We start from the raw sequence: 19,685 nt of genomic DNA on the forward strand, positions 1-19,685 counted from the left end.
CCATTCTCCCTGCAATTGGTGGCACAAATGCCCCCTTTTTGTCAGAACTCCATCTGACCCGGTACACAGTCATTCCTTATTTTATACCCAGACGCCATAAAGAGCGCCTCCCGGCCCGGCCGGGTCCCTTTAGACAATGAAGCAAGGTGAAAAAATGAATACACAGGTAAATATCCAGACCCGCAATGGCCTCGACCTGATCCAGATGGGCCAGACAATTGAGGCACTGAAAAACGACCCGGCCCTTGCGCAGTTCGAGTTCCGGGCAAGTAACCAGTGGGTGGACGGCGGCGAAAACCGCTCTGCTATCCGCGGTTTCTACGGAGCCGGCGCCGAAGACGAGTCCCGCACCAGCGACTTCGTTTTCACCAATGGCGAGCCCCCCGTTCTGCTGGGCAAAAACGAAGGTGCCAACCCGGTGGAATTTCTTCTGCATGCTCTGGCCGGCTGTGTCACAACCACCACAGTCCTGCATGCGGCGGCACGGGGCATCACCATCAGGAAGCTGTCAACCAGACTGTCGGGAAATATCAACCTGGAAGGACTGCTGGCGCTGAATGACGAAGCGACGGTCGGCTACGAGGGTATCCGCATCCTCATGGATATCGATGCCGATTGCAGCGACAGAGAGCTGGATGATCTCCTGTCATTCGCCAAAGACCACTCTCCGGTCTGCAACACAGTCTGCCGACCAGTGGCGGTAACCCTCGAGCGAGTCTGAGAACTATTCCGGGGCGGGGTTACCCGTCCCGGATCCCCCTCCAGGATCCTGGTCTTCCGGGCCGGAAGTAACAAAAATCACCCAGTGGTGTCTCAGTCATCATCTTCTCCCTGAAAAAGGAAAACGACATGAACAGGCTCCTGGCTCTCGCTGCCCTTGTCATCCTTTTAACCACCAGCGCCCTGGCGTCGGAATCACCCGTTTACACCGGCCTGATAGGCAATACCGCTGCTGGCGGCTATGACATCGTGAGTTACTTTGAGTCAGGTGAACCAGCCAAAGGCTCAACCCAATTCACTGCCAGTTACAAGGGTGCTACCTGGCGATTTACCAATGCTGAAAACCTGCGCAGGTTCCAGCAAGACCCGGCACGCTATGCGCCGGCTTACGGGGGCTATTGCGCCTGGGCAGTAAGCCAGGGTTACCTGGCCAAAGGCGATCCAAAGCACTGGGCCATCAGAGATGGGCGGCTCTATCTCAACTACGACGAATCCGTACACAACCGCTGGCTGGAGGATCCCGAGAGTTTCATTCGGCAGGCGGACGCGAATTGGCCGGCAGTGCTGGAGTGAAGGGAGCGGCTGCTCAAAACGAAGCTTTTCGCCGCGACCGTGAAAACTCTTTCAGAACAAATTGGCATCACCCCGGAACCTATGGTTCCAAATTGACTAAGGCCCAACTGCAAACCCTGCTATTGTTTTTGCGGGTATCAACGTTGGAAGTAATACCTGATGCTGAGTGAAAAAAACAACGGGACCGTCATTGGACTGATTTCCGTAAAAACGCGTTGAATCAGGGATGACGCCTTCAAAAATACAGGGACTGCATCATGGCTATAATCCGAAACTGGCACTCGCTTGCAGCGATCGCCCTATCTGCAACACTCACGACCCAGGCACTGGCAGACGAACTCCTTGTCTCCGATGGTGACAAAGCCCATAACAAACACCTGCTGCACGATACGCAACTGCCGGATGGCCACGTACCGGCCAACACTAATTACGGCTTCACCGTGGTTGGGCGGGATACCCTCGCCGGCATTTCCGGCGGGCTCTACACGGATGTATGGGCTCACAAGGGTTACGCCTATGTGGGCACCTTCCAGGAGCCCACCTGTGACCGCTCCGGCGTCTATATTTCCGACATCCGCGACCCGGCCAATCCGGTCACGGTCGGCATGATCAAATCACCCCCCGAAACCCGGATAAACGACGTCAAAGTGACCCGAATCGGTGACCGGGACGTGCTGATCCACTCACTTGAACCCTGCGGCCAACTCGTTGGCGGCGGGCGGGCAGTTGGCGGCGGCAACGGCGGCCACCAGCGGGGACAGTTCGGCATCTCACTCTGGGATGTCAGCGACCCGGCCAGGCCCCATGCGCTGAAACAGAACTTTCTCGATTTTCCTGTGCACAACACCTTCGCCTGGACCACCGCAGGCGGCAATACCTACCTGCTTATCGTTGACGATGTCGCCATCAACGACGTAAAAATCGCCGACATCACCAAGCCCCAGGCGCCAAAACTGATCACCACCACCGGCATTGAAACCTGGCTTGCGACCAATCCGGAGATTGCAGACGACGGCCAGCTGTTTATGGGGACATTTGCCGCCTCCTTGCTCCACGACGTCTGGGTCAATGACATGGACCCCGGACCAGGTGAAAACTGGCAGGCGGTACTGTCCTACTGGGACGCCGGCTTTATCACACTCGACATCAATGACCCCTACAACCCGGTCTTTCTCGGGGATTCCACCTACCCGGACCCGGACCCGGTGCATGGCATTTCTCCCCCTGAGGGCAACGCCCATGCGGCGGTTTTCGCCGGTCCCAATTTCGACAAGATATTCGCTGGCGATGAAGACTTCGATTCCTTCTTCACGGCAGTGACTGTGGCTGGTGAAGACTATCCGGCAACCCAGGGCAGTGACGTGCCACAGATCGGCCCAGGCGCCGACATCGAAGAGCTAACAGCGCAGACCGCGTTTGTGGGTCAGGCCTGCGGCGATGCCCTGACACCAGCCGCCAATGTGGGCGCTGGCATTGCGCTCATCGAACGTGGCGGCTGCTCTTTTACCCTGAAAGCCCAGACCGTCGAGGCGGCTGGCTATAGCGCAGGCGTGGTATTTAACTCAGCAGCCCCGAGCAACTGTGAGGCTACGGTGTCGATGCTGGTTGAAGCGGGCATCCCAATGGTGTTTGTACCCCGCTCCACTGGCTTTGAGATACTGGGTATCGATGGCTACGACCCCGCCCTCTGCCCTGACGGCGAAGGCTCCAACCCCGCCCTGCCTGCTCCTCCCTCACTGGGACTGGTTGCCACGCTGGGCGCAGCGTTCGATGGCTGGGGCTACCTCCATACGCTGAACAATACCAACAGCCAGATCTCCGTAAAGCGCGGCATGGGACCAACTTCGCCGACGGTTACCGTCGACTACCTGGGTGAAATGGGCTACTACGCACCGGCCGAAGTCACCGATCCGGCACTGGCTACCGGCGCTGGCGACCTCACCATGCACAACCTGGAGATTGACCCATCGAACCCGGACCGGACCTTCATCAGCTGGTATTCACTGGGCATGCGTGCGGTGGAATGGCGCGAAGGCCACCTGCATGACAACAGCAATGGCGAAGGTGTGGTGTCCTGGAACATGCACGAAGTGGGACGATTCATCGCCGGCGACGAATACGGCGATGCGGCGGGCTCGAATTTCTGGGGCATCCATGTCACGGAAGTGCAGGGCAAGCAGTACATCCTCGGCAGCGACCGCAATACCGGACTCTGGATCTTCCGGTGGACCTGTGAAGACGCTACGGACGTGTTGTACTGCAACGCCCCGGCTACACCTTGAACGTCGAATGATACCCCGGGCGGCGCAATGCTGCCCGGGTGATTTTTCAGGAATTCAATCGAATATCTTCAACCCGGCCGCTGCCCTGTTCCCCTAGAAGAGTGCAAAATCCCGCATTGCCTGGCCCAGACTGTTTGCGTTGGCCGTCAGCAGGGCCTGTACCTCGTCCCGATCTGCCTCCTGCTCATCGTCGAGATCAAATTCCATGCCCACACCATTTTCGGTTTTACGAACCACAACAGCCGCGATGCGCCGGGGCATGTCGCGCTTCTTTCCGGGGATACAGAATTCGATTTCCAGCTTCTGATGCAAACCCACTTCGGCCAAGTCTGTAACCATGAACATGCCGCGTTTGCTCACATCCTTGAGCGTGCCCGTCGCGATGGGAAGGCCGCGCTTATAGACCAGCAGACTCTTGCCTGCCTGATAACGTTGAGTAAGTCGATGTTCCATATAGTGCCCCTTAACTTGCCTGGTTTGAAAATTTGCTGAGAAAACCGGGCGTCTGCCTGCTTCATCTGGTTTCAGGATAACGCTGTCTAAGGGGTCGACAATTGATGTGGATCAAGATGAAACACGGAGGTCAGAAAATGCACCTGTCGGGCTGGAAATCAACAGGCAGGGGGGGCTCAGATCTGCCCGGATCCGGGGCGCTATTCTGCCTTCTGATCAAAGGCTCTTGCAGCCTCGAGCTCCCGCGGAATGTAGTGCTGTTGCAACAGCGCCTCAATCTGTCTGTCTTTTTCTGTCTGGTCCAGTCCTGCCCTGTCGATCACCTGTTTCTCCGCCAGAAATACCTGATATCTCTGCTCCCAGGCACTTTCCATGTCCGCAAGCTCAGCCTGCGCCTCAGCCAGAGCTTCCGGCCGTTCCTCCATGCCATCGTAAGCGGGTTGGCTTCCTGCGGAGATCTGATCGGAGCTGGTCCCGGCATCATCGGCGCCCGAAAACAGAAGTTCGGACAGTTCCGGCCCGAACCACTGATCCCGTAACTGTGCGAGCCGTTCCTGTGCCTCCAGCTGCTGTGCCATGGTGGTCACCGGCGCACCTTCGCTCATGAGCCGTGCTTCTTCCTGTTCCAGCCGATAAAGGTGGGTGATGATGAAAGCCAGGTCTTCCGACTCCGGGCTGGAAAGCCCGGCTTGAATCATGGCTGAAATGGTCTCAAGGTCTTCACTGGTCAGATCTTCCGGCATGCTGGCAACGAATGTATCGAGCGCCGCACGAGCCTCCTGATCCAGGGGAAAGTCGTACTGAAACAGAGTGTGTAAGGTGTTCAGAAACACTTCGCTCAGGTGCTCGAGTTCAGCCTCCTGAAGGCGGGAAGCCGGCTGAGTGCCCGTTTCCTCCCCTGGGGGAATGGCATCGATGGTTGGCCGTTCCACGTCCGAGGGCAATGGACCGGCCTCCCCTCTGACCAATGGACTCTCCAGGCCATTGGAGGAGGATGACCTAACGTCCTGTGGCTGGTCTGCCGGGGCGCTGTCAAAAGGCGCTGTGCCACCAGGGGAGGCAGAATGCCAGGCGAAAATCAGGCCCCAAAGCCCCAACCCGAGCAGAACATAGCCCAGCAGTTTTGTCTTTGGCCTGGCTGTTCCCAACATGGTCCGGTTACTTCACTGGCTGGGTAACATGTACATCATTGAAGACGATTGACGCGCCTTCGGCGAGCTCTTCAAGCTTTTCGTCCAGCTTCACGCTCGCCAGCTCCGCCCTGATCATCTCCCTCTCCTCTTCGTAACTCTGCCTGGCCATTGTCTGCCTGTCGATCACCTGGATAACTTTCCAGAAGCCATCCTGAAACACCGGCTTTTCCGCAAAATCATTCACACCCATCTGACGCACGATATCGTTCACTTCCGGTGCGATATCCGCATCCCGCAGCCAGGGCGTTTCAATAATGTCCTGATCGCTTATGTCTGCGCCCTTCCCCGCCTTCAGGGTGTTGAGGATTTCCACGGCATGGTCCTCGTCGGATGTCCGCCAGATCATGAAGCGATACATGGCCTGTTCATTCTGCTGGTCGTAATACTGGCGTATCTCCGCTTCACCAATGTCTATCGAGTCCATCAACTTCCTGACATAGAGCTGCGCCAGCAGGGTTTTCTCGGCCATCGCCATCTCCACTTTCACCAGCTCTGACTCCTGCATACCGAGCTGAGTTGCCTGCTGCGCCAGCAACTCCGTCATCACCAGATCTTTTGCTGCCTGCTGGCGATGCAGCTCCGCATCAAAGCTGTTGTCGAAGCTCTGTCTCTCAGTGCTGTCCTGTTGCCTGGAACCCAAAAGGAACTGATACAGGTTCATGGCCAAAGGAGTGCCGTTTACCGTGACAAAAACTTCCTGCTCACCGGTTTTTTCCCGGCTTTCGAAAGGCTTCTGCTCGGCCTGGAGGGTGCTGGTTGCAGCCAAAAGAATGCCGAAATACACAATCGGGATCAGATTCTTCATTTGTCGTCTCAACCTGGGATGGTGACCTGCTTCCTGAACGAAAATGAGCAAGTCAGCTTGCCTGACCTGCTCATCCGGGAGTCCCTGTCCTGTTTTACACTGACCAGGCGCAGGGCGCTCTGAATTACAGGAAACGTCTCACGTCATTATAGACGCCCCCCCAGACCATCAGAGTCAGGTGACCCACACTGGATGTCCGGAGGCTGTAGCCACACTTTGCGTTGGTCTGCGGGATGACGATTTCATCCAGTGCCGACCACAGGGACACATCACAACCGCGCCCCGCCAGGGACTGCAGGAAAGACGAGTTGTAACGCATCTCGAAGCAGGCAGGGCTGAAACAGGCATAGGCCCATGAAGTGCCTTTATGGGGAGTGCCGAGCGTGACCAGCCGGCTGGTTGCCGAATAACCACCCTCAAATACCCGGTACCACCGCGAGACCAGGCCACCGTTGGAGTGAGCGATGATCTTGGCCTTGCGGTAGTTATGGTTTGGCCGGATGTTATTGACGAACGACTTCAGTTCCCTGGCACTGGTCTTGTTGCTTTTGAACAGGCTGTTGTAACCGAACTTGTACAAGGCGCAGGCCGGTGTGCCGTCATTCCTGAAGCGGTTGATCATCGTATCAAACTGGGATTTCCAGCCTGAATATCCGTGAATGAACACAACAGGGTCTGCATTGCAGGCTGCGTGAGCAGAGCCGGCAAACAGCATGGATGCCAGCAGCGCCAGCAGGGACAGCTTTTTTATGGGGTTTTTCATCAGGTTGTCCTTTCTTGTATTTATTTTTTGAATTCTGGATCAAGGTGCTCGGAGTGGATCTGCGCAACCGGAAACCGGCCTTGCGCACCCCTTCCTTCTGATCAAAATTAGACCAGCTCTGGCCTCTTCGACTATCCCCCGAATGGGGGATAGAGGCGGGGATGTGATGCGCGTCACGAATTGTTCGAGGGAGGATCACCGACAGAATCCCCACCGCCAGGGTCAGCTCACACAACCACAAGAGGTGTCTGCCATAGCGGGCGGCTTCTACCACAGCTTAGACCATGCCAGAGACGTGAACCGGGACAAAACTGCTTCAGACACCAGGGCTTTGCCGGGCGATATCGATCTATACTGATACCATCAATGCAGGAGGACCGAGCGTATGGCCAGGCAGGTGAATGAACAGCAGATCGAGCGTTTCCGGACGCTGGTATCCCGAAGGCGCGCCCTGGGCTGTCTTGCCGCCGCCGGCGCTGCGGTCCTGCTGCCCGGACGTAGCAGCCATGCAGGCAATGATGCCGCCTGCCAGCTCATCAACCGCGAATCCGCCGGCCCCTTTGTGGCAGACGGCTCCAACGGCCCCGATGTACTGACCAGCCCGGCCGTGTTTCGCAGCGATATCCGGCCGAATCTGGACGGCAGCAACCCTCAGCCCGGCGTGAAATTCCTGCTGCAGATGAGCGTGGTCGACGTATCCAGGGACTGCGCCCCGATGGCTGGTGCTGCGGTCTATCTGTGGCACTGCAACGCTGACGGTGACTATTCAGGCTATCCCGGAATGGGGCAGGATGCTCGTTCAGGGAGCACATTCCTGCGTGGCGTTCAGGTAACCGATTCCAGTGGCCAGGTCAGATTCAGGACCATCTACCCGGGCCGCTACCCTGGCCGGGCAACCCATTTCCACGCCCGTATCTACCAGGACGAGAGTTTCAACACCCCACTCAGAACAACGCAGTTTGCGTTCGACGACGCCAGGACCAGCCAGGTCTATGCGGCATCCAGTGCCTATCAGGAAAGCGGGGCCGCCCGCGCAGTAACCAATGACCAGGACTTCCTGTTCAGGGACGGGTTCGAAAACCAGCTTCTTGAACTGTCCGGAGATTCTGAAAGCGGTTATGGGGGGTCGATTGTGGTTGGAGTGCAGGGCTGATTCCCGCCGGAAGTCCCAACCCGGGGCACTCAGATTGTGGACTCCTGCCCTGAAAACCGACGATCCCAGAGCCGCTCCAGCGCCTCAAACAGGCTGTCTGTGGCGAGGGCAAGCAGCCCAATGAGGATCGCGCCCTGCAGCACGTAAGCGGTATTGCCATTCACCAGCCCGGCAATGACCGGATCGCCCAGGGTGCGCGCACCGATTGTTGAACCGATGGCGGCGGTGGCGATGTTGATGGTTACGGAGGTCCTGATCCCCGCGACAATTACCCGGCCGGCCAGCGGCAGCTCAACCCGCATCAATACCTGAAATGGCGACATGCCCATGCCTCTTGCCGCCTCAAGCACGGCCTGATTGATCCCTTCCAGGCCCGCCAGGGTGTTACGGAGGATGGGTAGCAGGCCATAAAGAATCAGCGCAACGAGAATCGGTGCTTCGCCAAAGCCGAGCACCGGCACCGCCAGCGCCAGGACGGCTACCGGAGGAAAGGTCTGGCCGATTGACGCCACCTGACTGATCAGCGGCAGAAAGTCGCGGCCCGACTCACGGGTTGCAAAGATGCCGCCGGCAACCGCAGCGACCGTGGCGACAGCCGCAGAGATGGCGACCAGCAGCATGTGGTTCTGCAGCAGAAACAGGAAACTGTCCCTGTCATAGATTACCCGCTGCCTGTCCGGCTCCACCCACTGAAACAGCGGCTCAAGCACCGGCATGGCGGCGCTCAGCCCTAACAGGAGGCCGGTCAGCAGCGCGGGTGACAACCAGATGCCCATCAGACCCCTTCCTGGATAATGCGGTCGCGGCTGATTACACCGGTCTGCTGGCCCTCTGCATTGAAAACCGGAATCTCTCCGAGATCCTGCCAGAGCATGACAGACAGAGCCAGGCGCAGGCTGTCATTCTCTTTCAACCCTTCCACCCCGGGTTCTGTCAGCCTTGGCTCTGTATGGAGCGTCATCAGGTCACGCACCGGCCGCAGGCTCATCAGCTTCAGGCCCCGGTCCTGCTTACCAACGAGGTTTTCGACGAACTCAGAGGCGGGCCGCCGGAGAATATTCTCTGGGGTGTCGTGCTGGATAATGCGCCCCTGATCCATGACCGCAATACGGGTGGCCAGTTTCAGGGCTTCATCGATGTCGTGGGTCACGAAAACGGTGGTCTTGCGGACCTGCTGCTGAATACGCAGCATTTCCATCTGCAGGCTCTCCCGGGTGATTGCATCCAGGGCGCCAAATGGCTCATCCATCAGCAGAATGTTGGGGTCCGCCGCCAGTGCCCGGGCCACCCCCACCCGCTGCGCCTGGCCGCCGGACAGCTGCTGGGGGTATTTACCGGCATGGGTGGCCGGGTCGAGATCCAGCAGCTTCATCAGCTCCTCAACCCGCGCGTCGATCCGGTCTCTGGGCCATTTCAGAAGCCGGGGCACCATGGCGATGTTGCGGGCCACAGTCCAGTGGGGAAACAGCCCGGTCCCCTGGATGACATACCCCATGTTCAGCCGGAGCTGTTGCGGGTTCATGCCGGCAATCTCCTCACCATCTACCAGGATCTCACCGGAGGTGCGCGGCAACAGGCGGTTGATCATTCGCAGTATGGTGGACTTGCCACAGCCGGAACTGCCCACCAGCACGCACACTTCGCCGGTTTCGATCGTCAGGCTGACACTGTCCACAGCGACGGTATGACCGAAGCGCCGGGTTACATTTTTCAGTTCGATCATCCCGGAGCCAGCTCCTTTTCCCTGTCAGGTTGTAACCGGTGTCGGTTTGAGACTGGCTGCCAGCATTGTGAGCAACATGTCTGCCAGCAGAGCGAGAGCGATGGTGGGCAGGGCGCCAAGCAGCACCAGATCCATCGCCGCCTGGCCCAGCCCCTGAAAAATAAAGCCTCCAAAGCCACCAGCGCCGATCAGCGCCGCGACCGCAGTAAGGCCAATTGCCTGAATGGTTGTGATGCGCACACCCTCGACCATGACCGGCAGGGCCAGCGGCAATTTGACCTGGAAAAACAGCTGCCTTTCCGTCATGCCCATCCCCCGGCCGGCATCCACAACATAAGCGGGCACGCCGGTGATCGCGACAAAGGTGTTGCGCACCATGGGCAGCAGACTGTAGGCGATCAGCGCCAGCAGGGCTGGCGCCCAGCCGATGCCCCGAATGCCAAGATCCTGCAGAACCGGGAACGCCGAGGACAGGGCACTGAGCGGCGCGATCAGCAGACCAAATACTGCAAGACTGGGAATGGTCTGCAGAAAACTGACGGCGCCGAGGATGGGCTGCTGCCAGCCGGGGCTGCGGATCATTTTCAGGGCCAGAGCGAAGGCAATCCCGCCGGCGATAGCCACAGCGCCGAACGCCAGCGCCAGATGAGTCCAGAGCGCCTTTTCAAACCTGTCCGGCCGTGCGTTGAATTCCCGCATCAGCGACAGGCTCTCAAGGCCATCGCTCTGGAACAGCGCCACCCAGCTTCCACCGATTACCACCAGCAACAGGAAATGCAGCCATCGCCTGGTTCTGAGGCGGCCAAGAATCTCGATCAGCATCAGTGAAAGCAGGAATAACAGGCACCAGAAGCCTGCCCCGATCGACGAGCGTGCGTAGGGAGAGCCCTCTGGCAGGTGCCGGGCGGCAAACACTTCCAGCAACAGGGGCATCACCGCCAGCGAGAGGCCAACCAGCCCGAGGAGTAGCATGTAACGCCGGCGCAGGGGTGCGATGGAAAGTCCAATGGCGGCCACCAGAACCCCGGTGACCAGCCCCGCGCCTGTCCAGCCCACCGCAGACAACAGACCATGGCCGATACCGGGAACGATACGGTTCGGCTGTATGCTGCCAAAATCGAGCGCCCAGACCAGCGCCAGGGCAAGAGCCCCAAGCGCCAGAATGACCCGGTTCGGCATGTCCCGGCCTGAAGCACTTCCTGCAGCGGACAAGCTTCAGTCCTGGCTCAGGGAATCCAGATAATCCCGGGCCACGGTCCTGGCCGGAACGCCATTTACCGCCACCTCACCGTTCAGACGCTGAAGGGTTTCCAGATCCAGGGTCTCGAAGATGGGGGCAAGAATCTCCCGGATATCGGGATAGGTTTCCAGCACCTCTGCCCGCACGATGGGAGCAGGCTGGTAGACCGGCTGCACGCCCAGGGTGTCTTCCATCACCTTCAGGTCAAGTGCGGCAAGCCCGCCATCGGTGCCATAGCTCATGGCGCCGTTGACGTCGTTATCGTTCAGGGCAGCGGCCCGGAGCGTGGCGGCCGTGTTGCCTCCGGAGAGAATCAGCAACTGGTCAGAATCCAGCCTGAAGCCGTAGGCCTGCTGGAAAGCTGGCAAGGCACTGGCAGATTCGACGAACTCCGCGCTGGCCGCAAACCTGAAGTCACCGCCTTGATTGATATAGTCAGCGAGGCTTTCGAGCGTCTCAAGGTCGTGTTCCCGGGCCAGATCACCCCGAACGCTCATGGCCCAGGTATTGTTCGCTGGGGCCGGTTGCAGCCAGACGATGTTGTGGGCCTGTTTATCCAGGCTGGCTGCCTGCTCGTAGGCTTTGTCGGCGTCTTTCCAGATATCCCGGTCGGCCTCGTCATGGAAGAAGGCAGCATTGCCGGTGTATTCCGGATAGATGTCGATTTCGCCGGCCTTGATGGCATTGCGCACAATACTGGTGGTCCCAAGCTGGAGACGGTTCTCGACCGGAATACCAGCCTCCTCAAGGGACTGAAGTATCATCTGGCCCAGTACGGCGCCTTCGGTATCGATCTTGGACGAAACCACCACCGGATCCGCGGCCATGGCCGGTCCGGCGATCAGCATCAAGGTAAGTGCAAATGTACGGCGCAAGTGGGAGGTAGGAGGCACGGTCATTCCTTTTGATCGTTGGCGGAATTGTCATCTTTACGCTGCAGCGACATCAGAAGTCGATCTTGCCACAGCTCTTATCAGTCTATTGGACCCCATTACGATGGCAAGGCCGAATTGGTCTTGCCTGCTGCCAGGAACAGCGCCGGGCTTCAAAGGCAGGTGCCTGCTACCGGCACCCACTACCCACCCCGCAATTGGCTGACGCCATAGGTAACCACAATCCAGGCCAGCACGAGAACCGGCAGATAACGGCCCACCAGGTACATCCGCCATTCCCACCAGCGGCTGGCGGTGCCCAGCACGGTGCGTATGCGCTGGGGTGGTATGAACCAGCACAGCAGGGCCGCACCGGTGATACCGGAGAAGATGATCACATCACCTCCCGCAACACGGTCTATTGCATCCAGCACCGGTTCGCCGGCAATCCGCCATTCCAGAGGCGTGAAGCTCAGGGCCGAGGCGGTACCAAGAATCAGCATCACGAACGACACCAGGATAACGGCTGAAGTGTTACGCAGGCGAAACTCCTCAGCAACTGCAGCGATCATCACCTTCAGACCCGCCAGCGAGGAGCTGAAGGCGGCGGCAAAGAACAGACCAAAGAACAGGATGGCCAGCCACCTGCCCCCTGGCATGTCAGTGAACACCAGGGGGAGGGTCTCAAAGGCCAGGGCCGAGCCCTGCCCCGGCTCCATGCCATAACTGAAAACGAACGGGAAGATCATCCAGCCCGCCAGCAGGGCGACACTGGTCTCTACCGTTGCTACCGTGATGCAGGCCCTGGGTAGGTGAGTTTTCCGGGGGATAAAGCTGCCGTATGTCACCAGATAACCCTGACCAATCGCCAGGGTATAAAAAGCCTGGCCAAAGGCGAACCCCCAGAGGCTGCCATCCATCAGGCGTGACCAGTCGACGCGGAAGAAAAAGTCTTTGGCCTCCCCCCAGCCCTGCGTTTGCGAGGCCCGGTATACCAGAAAAATGATGACCACCAGCAAGACCGGCATCAACACCTTGGACATGGTTTCTATGGCCTTCACATCCCGCGCCAGTACAAGGGCCGCCAGCAGGGTAACCAGTATGAAATACCACAGGGAGTTGAATCCGGCACTGAAGTCGTCGAATACCCTCACATCCCCCCGTACCGAATCCACGGCATAGCCCAGAGTCCAGCCTGTGATGACCAGGTAATAACTGGTAATGGCCATTGTCACCAGCACCACAAACCAGCCATAGACAACGCCAAAACGACCTACCTGACGATAAGTGCCAACTGTGCTGCCCTTGGACAGCCGGCCCGCCGCCACCTCCAGAATCATGATGGGCATGACCACCACAATCAGGGCCACCAGGTAAGCCACCACAAAGGCACCGCCACCGTTTTCCCCCATGATGTAAGGGAAGCGCCACAGGTTACCAAGGCCCACCGCAGCCGCCGCCATGGAGGCCACAAAAGCGGGCTCGGAACTCCACTCTTTTCGGGATTCTTCAATGAAATAATGCTTGCGGAACATCGGGCTCCCTCTCGACTGTTCGATTACACGTCGGCAAAGAGCTCAAAGTCTGACGCGCATCAGGGACAGATGGTAGCCCCCACGGGAAGGGAATCCTGTTTTATAGAGGGATTTTCGCTGATTTCACAACTTCCTGACAGCCACCAGAGCCATCCCGCTCAAACCTTCTCCCCCACTCTCAACATACGCCTTGATATCCTGCTTCATGGACCTGGCCCAGAATTTCTTCACATGGGCGGCAATCGTCTCCGCCGTTGCATCGGGGCTTTCCTTACGGGGCGTATTGGCGGCAATCTGGTTCAGCATTTTGACCAGTGGCTCGGCACGGTGGCTGTTTTCGATTGTGGTTTCGCTCATGGCTGGGGCTGCTCGTGGTTGTCGGAGGTTCGACCCATCAGAGACGGGATAAAATCAGGAAGCGTGGTAAATCACCTGCCGGCCATCCCGTGCGAAGCCGATCAGGTTCAGACCGGTCTGTTCGGCCTGCTCGGCGGCGAGTGCGGTAGCGCCGGAGACAGCGACCAGGGTGCCAAGGTTGATTTGGGCGGCCTTGGCGACCAGCTCGTAGCTGGCCCGGCTGGACATCAGCAGGAAGCCGGTGCTGGTGTCGGTTTGGCTACCACTGTGGTGCAGGGCACCAATAAGTTTATCCAGCGCGTTGTGGCGGCCAACATCTTCGCGCAGGTGCTGGATGCGGCCATCCGGTGTGCACCAGGCGGCGGCATGACTGGCACCGGTGAGGCCCTGGAGATGCTGGTGGTGTTTCAGCTGGGTAAGGGCGTGCTGGATGCCTTCGGCTTTGGGCAGAGGTCTTGTGGTTACCCGTGGCAGTGGGCGCAGGGCGTGCTCCAGCGAGGTTTTGCCACACAGGCCACAGCCGCTTGGGCCAGCCAGGGTTCTCTGGTTTTGTTTCAGGGCGCTCATGCGGGCGCCGTGAATGTGCAGGTTCAGCTCTATGCCTTTAGGGCCGTGGCCGGTTACCTCGACGCTGTAAAGTTCTGCCGGTGTGCCGAGGATGCCCTCGGCCAGACTGAAGCCCAGGGCGAAGTCTTCCAGATCCGTCGGGGTAGCCATCATGACTGCATGGGAAACGCCGTTGTAGGCCAGGGCTATGGGTAGTTCTTCTGCCAGACAGTCGTCCTGGGGCATGGATGCCCAGGTTTGGGCAGGATGGCGGTCACCCTCTTTCCAGCCCATTCCCCGCCCCCCTCCCAGCGGGAGAGGGCACTGGCTGGCCCGGCGGACTCGCACGTTTTTTATGCGATAGCCCGTGCTGTGGTGCTGGCTCAAGGCTTTGACTGCCATTGTCTGCCTCCTTCTACTTCAACACCTGCGTGGTGTCCGTGTCCCGTGATTTCAGGAAGCCCCACTGCTTCTGGTGCTGTTCTTTGTGGCGCTCCTGCCAGGCTGAAGGCTGGGCGACCTTTTCGCATTGCACGGCGGTTACCTTGTATTCAGGGCAGTTGGTGGCCCAGTCCGAGTTATCGGTTGTTATGACGTTGGCACCGCTGACCGGGTGGTGGAAGGTAGTGTAAACCACGCCCGGCTGCATGCGAGTGCTGATCTTCGCCTGCAGCACGGTGTTGCCTGCACGGCTGGTCAGCCCCACCCAGTCACCCTCGTTTATGCCCCGCTCTTCGGCGTCGTGGGGATGCAGCTCCAGGATGTCCTGGTTGTGCCAGGTCTGGTTTTCGGTACGCCGGGTCTGGGCGCCTACGTTGTACTGGCTCAGGATGCGCCCGGTGGTCAGCAGCAGCGGGAAACGACGGTTGGTCCGCTCTTCGGTGGCAACGAAGTCGGTCACCACGAAGCGGCCGCGGCCGATCGGGAAGGTCTCTTCGTGCATGATGGGCATGCCAGCCGGGTATTGCTCGTTGCATGGCCACTGGATACTGCCCAGCTCATCGAGTCTGGCGAAACTGACGCCACTGAAGCTCGGTGCCAGGCTCGCCACCTCGTCCATGATCTCGGACGGGTGGTTGTAGTTCATCGGATAACCCAGGGCATTGGAAAGGTCCATGGTCACCTGCCAGTCTTCCTTGCCCGCCAGTGCCGGCATTACCTTGCGCACGCGGTTGATGCGACGTTCGGCGTTGGTAAAGGTGCCATCTTTTTCCAGGAAGGAAGAGCCGGGCAGCAGCACATGGGCGTACTTGGCCGTCTCGTTCAGGAACAGGTCCTGTACGATCAGGCACTCCAGCGAACTCAGGGCCTTTTCCACGTGCTGGGTGTTGGGGTCGGACTGGGCGATGTCTTCGCCCTGCACGTACAGGCCCTTGAAGCTGCCGTCGATGGCTGCGTCAAACATGTTGGGAATACGCAGGCCTGGCTCGGGGTCGATATCGACGCCCCACACCGCTTCGAACATCCGGCGCGGGCCATCCTCGGATACATGCTGGTAGCCTGGCAGTTCGTGGGGGAAGGAGCCCATGTCGCAGCTGCCCTGGACATTGTTCTGACCGCGCAGCGGGTTGACGCCCACTCCTTCGCGACCGATGTTGCCGGTTGCCAGTGCCAGATTGGCGATACCCATCACCATGGTCGAGCCCTGACTGTGCTCTGTTACGCCCAGGCCATAGTAAATGGCGCCATTGCGGGCACTGCCATAAAGGCGGGCGGCGGCGCGCACGCGCTCGGCCGGCACACCAGTGATGCTTTCCATGGCCTCCGGCGAGTTGCTTTCATCGCGGATGAAGGCCTGCCACTGGGAGTAGTCCTCGGGCTCGCAGCGCTCGGCGATAAACTCCCGGTCTTCCAGGCCTTCGGTAACCACCACGTGGGCCAGGGCGTTAACCAGTGCAACGTTGGTGCCGGGCTTCAATGGCAGGTGAATGCCCTCTCCGCCATGAGGGGTTTTCAGCAGATCAATCGAGCGCGGGTCGGCGACGATCAGTTTGGCGCCCTGGCGAAGGCGACGGCGCAGCTGGGAAGCGAACACCGGGTGGGCGTCGGTCGGGTTGGCGCCGATCACCAGAATCACATCGGCCTTCATGACCGAATCGAATGTCTGGGTGCCGGCGGATTCGCCAAGGGTCTGCTTCAGGCCGTAGCCGGTCGGTGAATGGCATACCCGTGCGCAGGTATCGGTGTTGTTGTTGCCGAAGGCAGCACGTACCAGCTTCTGTACCAGATAGGCTTCTTCGTTGGTGCAGCGCGACGAGGTAATGCCGCCGACACTGTCGCGGCCGTACTTTGCCTGAATGGCCCGGATGCGGTTCGCCGCGAATCCGATGGCCTCCTCCCAGCTCACTTCGCGCCAGGGTTCATCGATGTGATCGCGGATCATCGGCGCGGTCAGGCGGTCCTTGTGGGTGGCATAGCCGAACGCGAAACGGCCCTTGACGCAGGAGTGGCCGTGGTTGGCCTGGCCGTCCTTGTAGGGAACCATGCGCACCACTTCTGAGCCTTTCATCTCGGCTTTGAACTGGCAGCCCACACCGCAATAGGCACAGGTGGTCACCACGCTGTGCTCCGGCTGGCCCATCTCGATGACGCTGTTTTCCATGAGGGTCGAGGTCGGGCAGGCCTGCACGCAGGCGCCGCAGGACACGCATTCGGAATCGATGAAGTCGTTGTCCTGACTGGCGGCCACGGTGGATTCAAAGCCCCGGCCCTGGATTGTCAGGGCGAAGGTGCCTTGCACTTCCTCGCAGGCCCGCACACAGCGGGAGCACACAATGCACTTGCTGGGGTCGAAGGTGAAATAGGGGTTGGAGGTGTCTTTTTCGGCGTCCAGGTGGTTGTCGCCCTCGTAGCCATAGCGCACTTCACGCAGGCCGACAGCACCGGCCATGTCCTGCAGTTCGCAGTCGCCGTTGGCCGGGCAGGTCAGGCAGTCCAGGGGGTGGTCGGAAATGTACAGCTCCATGATATTGCGGCGCAGCCTGGCCACAGATCTGGTCTGGGTGTTCACGCTCATGCCATCGGCGACCGGCGTGGTACAGGAGGCCGGGTAGCCACGCCGGCCCTCGATCTCGACCGCACACAGCCGGCAGGAGCCGAAGGCTTCCAGATTATCCGACGCGCAGAGCTTGGGAATGTTGATACCGGCCAGAGACGCGGCGCGCAGTACCGAGGTGCCTTCAGGCACTGCAATGTCTACGCCATCAATGCTGACGCTCACCAGGGTGGCGGAATCGACCGGGGGTGTACCCAGGTCCCTGTCGGTGCGGCTGTTGGGATCGAAGTAATGCAGCATGTCAGGCGTCCTCAGTGCTCGCCGGCGTTCTGGCCGGGCGTGCGAAGTCTTGCGGAAAGTATTTCACGGCGCTGCGAACCGGGTTCGGCGTCATGCCGCCCATGGCGCAAAGCGAGCCGTATTCCAGGGTCTCGCACAGCTCGTGCAGAAGTTCCAGATTGGCCTGGCGGTTGTCGTCGGCGGTAATGCGGTCGATGACCTCCACGCCGCGAGTCGAACCAATGCGGCAGGGCGTACACTTGCCGCAGGACTCCACCACGCAGAATTCCATGGAAAAACGGGCCTGGGCCGCCATGTTGACCGTGTCGTCGAACACGACGATGCCGCCGTGACCGACGGTGCCGCCCACCTCGGCGAAGGCTTCATAATCGAGGGGGGTGTCCCACAGATGCTCCGGCAGGTAAGCCCCCAGTGGGCCGCCCACCTGAATCGCATGCATCGCGCGCCCGGAAGCGGTGCCGCCGCCGTATTGCTCAAGCAGGTCTTTCAGTGTGATGCCGAAGGCGAGTTCCACCAGGCCACCGCGCTCAATGTTGCCAGCGAGCTGGAACGCCAGTGTGCCCCGGGAGCGACCCATGCCGTACTGGGCATAGGCGTCGCCACCCTGGCTTAAAATGAAGGGCACGGCGGCGAGGGTCAGTACGTTGTTGACCACAGTGGGCTGCCCGAAGGCGCCCTTGATCGCAGGCAGCGGCGGTTTGACGCGCACCACCCCGCGCTTGCCCTCGAGGCTGTCCAGCAGCGAGGTCTCTTCACCACAGATGTAGGCGCCGGCGCCAAGGCGCACTTCCAGATGGAAGTTCCTGCCGGAATTCAGGATGTCATCCCCGAGAATTCCTTCTGCTTCGGCATGTGAAATGGCTTCGTTGAAGATCCGGTGCGCCACCGGGTATTCTGACCGCAGGTAGATGTAACCCTGCTCGGCACCCACGGCGAGACCGGCGATGATCATGCCCTCGATGAGCATATAGGGATCGGCTTCCATCACCATGCGGTCGGCGAAGGTGCCGGAGTCGCCCTCGTCCGCATTGCAGACGATGAATTTCTGGTTGTGGTAACGGCTGGCCGGGTTCGCCGGACTGGCGTCGAGCACCGTCTGCCACTTGATGCCAGCGGGAAATGCGGCACCACCCCGGCCCCGCAGGCCCGATGCCTTGATCTGGTCGACGATCTGCTGCGGCGTCATTTTCAGCGCGGCGTACAGGCCGCTGAATCCATCGTGGGCGTGGTAATCATCGATGGCCACCGGGTCGATCACCCCGGCGCGGGCAAAAGTGAGTCGCTGCTGGTTTTTCAGCCAGGGTATTTCTTCGGTCAGACCCTGACACAGCCGGTGGTCCGCGCCTTCCAGCAGGCCATTTTCCAGCAGATCCTCCAGGTCTTCAGGCGCTACCGGCCCATAGGCCACACGGCCCCGGGGGGTTTCCACTTCCACCAGCGGTTCCAGCCAGAACAGACCGCGGGAGCCGTTGCGCACAAGCTCGACGTCCAGATGGCGGGCGTCAATTTCACGGGCCAGGGTCGCGGCAATCTCGTCAGCGCCCAGGGACAGCGCGGTGGTGTCGCGGGGGACGAATACCTTAATCATGGGCGTTGCCCCCGGCGAGAGCCTTGAAATTGAGGGGTACTGTGGCGGCGCGGTCCAGCAGGGCATCGAGCCGGCCCGCATTGACCCTGCCATGTATCCTGTCGCCCAGGCGAACCGATGGGCCCGTGGCGCAGTTGCCGAGGCAGTAAACAGGTTCCAGCGTCACTTCACCGTCCGCTGTCGTCTGGTGATAATCAATGCCCAGACGTTTTCTGGCATAAGCTTCCAGTTCGCGACTGCCCCGTGCCTGGCAGGCTTCAGCCCGGCAGATCTGCAGGCGATTGCGACCGGTCGGCTGGGTGTTGAAGTCGTGATAAAAGCTGATCACCCCGTGCACTTCGGCCCGGGTGACCTGTAAAGCCTCGGCAATCACCGGCACGGCATCTTCCGGAACGTAACCGAATTCATCCCGCAGACTGTGCAGAATGGGCAGCATGGCGCCGGGCTTGTGTCTGAGCGCCCCCACAAGATCCCGAATTCGCGCGGTCATCCCTGCATCGGGGGCGACAGCATTCCTGACACCGGTGTTTTTTGATAGGTTATGCATAACTGTTCTTATTTTCCCCGTGCTCTGATAGGGTGTTTTC

General features: G+C 59.7%; 18 protein-coding genes. 4 read left to right on the top strand and 14 right to left on the bottom strand.

All coding sequences use genetic code 11. From position 1 onward, the window contains the following. Positions 1-154 precede the first annotated feature (154 nt). The 3 genes from LG327_RS02840 (at position 155) to LG327_RS02850 (ending at position 3,575) form a co-directional block, all read left to right on the top strand. Entirely contained in the window at positions 155-721 is a 567-nt protein-coding gene (locus tag LG327_RS02840; protein ID WP_404365484.1) for an OsmC family protein, read from the top strand. A 128-nt stretch (positions 722-849) separates the two neighbouring features. After that, positions 850-1,293, top strand: coding sequence for a YHS domain-containing (seleno)protein (locus LG327_RS02845; RefSeq protein ID WP_404365486.1), 444 nt, complete (start codon positions 850-852; stop codon positions 1,291-1,293). A gap of 257 nt (positions 1,294-1,550) precedes the next feature. Beyond that, positions 1,551-3,575 carry a PA domain-containing protein gene (locus tag LG327_RS02850; protein WP_404365488.1) on the top strand — a complete coding sequence of 675 codons (2,025 nt, stop codon included), beginning with the start codon at positions 1,551-1,553 and terminating at the stop codon, positions 3,573-3,575. 93 nt (positions 3,576-3,668) lie between these two features. Here LG327_RS02850 and LG327_RS02855 read toward each other — a convergent pair whose 3' ends face one another. The 4 genes from LG327_RS02855 to LG327_RS02870 form a co-directional block, all read right to left on the bottom strand. After that, positions 3,669-4,028: a PilZ domain-containing protein gene (locus LG327_RS02855; RefSeq protein ID WP_404365490.1), complete on the bottom strand. Its 360-nt coding sequence runs from the start codon at positions 4,026-4,028 to the stop codon at positions 3,669-3,671. Between the two features lie 200 nt (positions 4,029-4,228). Then, a complete protein-coding gene (locus tag LG327_RS02860; RefSeq protein ID WP_404365492.1) occupies positions 4,229-4,996 on the bottom strand; it encodes a lipase secretion chaperone in 768 nt (255 codons plus the stop codon). A gap of 190 nt (positions 4,997-5,186) precedes the next feature. Continuing rightward, positions 5,187-6,026, bottom strand: coding sequence for a peptidylprolyl isomerase (locus tag LG327_RS02865; protein ID WP_404365494.1), 840 nt, complete (start codon positions 6,024-6,026; stop codon positions 5,187-5,189). A 124-nt stretch (positions 6,027-6,150) separates the two neighbouring features. Further along, the gene (locus LG327_RS02870; protein ID WP_404365496.1) at positions 6,151-6,789 is read right to left on the bottom strand and encodes an esterase/lipase family protein; all 639 of its coding nucleotides are present in this window, start codon (positions 6,787-6,789) and stop codon (positions 6,151-6,153) included. Positions 6,790-7,174: 385 nt separating this feature from the next. Here LG327_RS02870 and LG327_RS02875 point away from each other — a divergent pair, with 385 nt between their 5' ends. After that, complete coding sequence (locus tag LG327_RS02875) at positions 7,175-7,942, top strand: hypothetical protein (protein ID WP_404365498.1); 768 nt, start codon at positions 7,175-7,177, stop codon at positions 7,940-7,942. A 29-nt stretch (positions 7,943-7,971) separates the two neighbouring features. Here the strand turns inward: LG327_RS02875 and LG327_RS02880 are convergent, their stop codons facing one another. The 10 genes from LG327_RS02880 to LG327_RS02925 all read right to left on the bottom strand — a co-directional run bounded on the left by LG327_RS02880 (position 7,972) and on the right by LG327_RS02925 (position 19,588). Beyond that, positions 7,972-8,718 (bottom strand): ABC transporter permease, encoded by a 747-nt coding sequence (locus LG327_RS02880; protein WP_404365500.1) that lies wholly within the window; start codon positions 8,716-8,718, stop codon positions 7,972-7,974. After that, positions 8,718-9,665 (bottom strand): ABC transporter ATP-binding protein, encoded by a 948-nt coding sequence (locus LG327_RS02885; RefSeq protein WP_404365502.1) that lies wholly within the window; start codon positions 9,663-9,665, stop codon positions 8,718-8,720. The genes LG327_RS02880 and LG327_RS02885 overlap by 1 nt, the downstream gene beginning before the upstream one ends. 24 nt (positions 9,666-9,689) lie before the next feature. Continuing rightward, positions 9,690-10,844: an ABC transporter permease gene (locus tag LG327_RS02890; protein ID WP_404369183.1), complete on the bottom strand. Its 1,155-nt coding sequence runs from the start codon at positions 10,842-10,844 to the stop codon at positions 9,690-9,692. Positions 10,845-10,880: 36 nt separating this feature from the next. Next, positions 10,881-11,804, bottom strand: a complete 924-nt coding sequence (locus LG327_RS02895; protein ID WP_404365504.1) for an ABC transporter substrate-binding protein — start codon at positions 11,802-11,804, stop codon at positions 10,881-10,883. A 176-nt stretch (positions 11,805-11,980) separates the two neighbouring features. Further along, complete coding sequence (locus tag LG327_RS02900; protein ID WP_404365506.1) at positions 11,981-13,312, bottom strand: sodium-dependent transporter; 1,332 nt, start codon at positions 13,310-13,312, stop codon at positions 11,981-11,983. A gap of 123 nt (positions 13,313-13,435) precedes the next feature. Beyond that, positions 13,436-13,669: a formate dehydrogenase subunit delta gene (locus tag LG327_RS02905; protein ID WP_404365507.1), complete on the bottom strand. Its 234-nt coding sequence runs from the start codon at positions 13,667-13,669 to the stop codon at positions 13,436-13,438. A gap of 54 nt (positions 13,670-13,723) precedes the next feature. Continuing rightward, a complete protein-coding gene (gene fdhD / locus LG327_RS02910; RefSeq protein WP_404365509.1) occupies positions 13,724-14,617 on the bottom strand; it encodes a formate dehydrogenase accessory sulfurtransferase FdhD in 894 nt (297 codons plus the stop codon). Positions 14,618-14,630: 13 nt separating this feature from the next. Next, positions 14,631-17,510, bottom strand: a complete 2,880-nt coding sequence (gene fdhF, locus LG327_RS02915; RefSeq protein WP_404365510.1) for a formate dehydrogenase subunit alpha — start codon at positions 17,508-17,510, stop codon at positions 14,631-14,633. 1 nt (position 17,511) lies between these two features. Continuing rightward, positions 17,512-19,098, bottom strand: coding sequence for a formate dehydrogenase beta subunit (locus LG327_RS02920; protein ID WP_404365512.1), 1,587 nt, complete (start codon positions 19,096-19,098; stop codon positions 17,512-17,514). Then, a complete protein-coding gene (locus LG327_RS02925) occupies positions 19,091-19,588 on the bottom strand; it encodes a formate dehydrogenase subunit gamma (RefSeq protein WP_404365514.1) in 498 nt (165 codons plus the stop codon). Before LG327_RS02925 ends, LG327_RS02920 begins: the two co-directional genes overlap by 8 nt. Between the last annotated feature and the right edge of the window lie 97 nt (positions 19,589-19,685).

Origin of the sequence: Marinobacter sp. (assembly GCF_044799475.1) — a bacterium.
In the GTDB taxonomy this organism is placed as follows: Bacteria; Pseudomonadota; Gammaproteobacteria; order Pseudomonadales; family Oleiphilaceae; genus Marinobacter.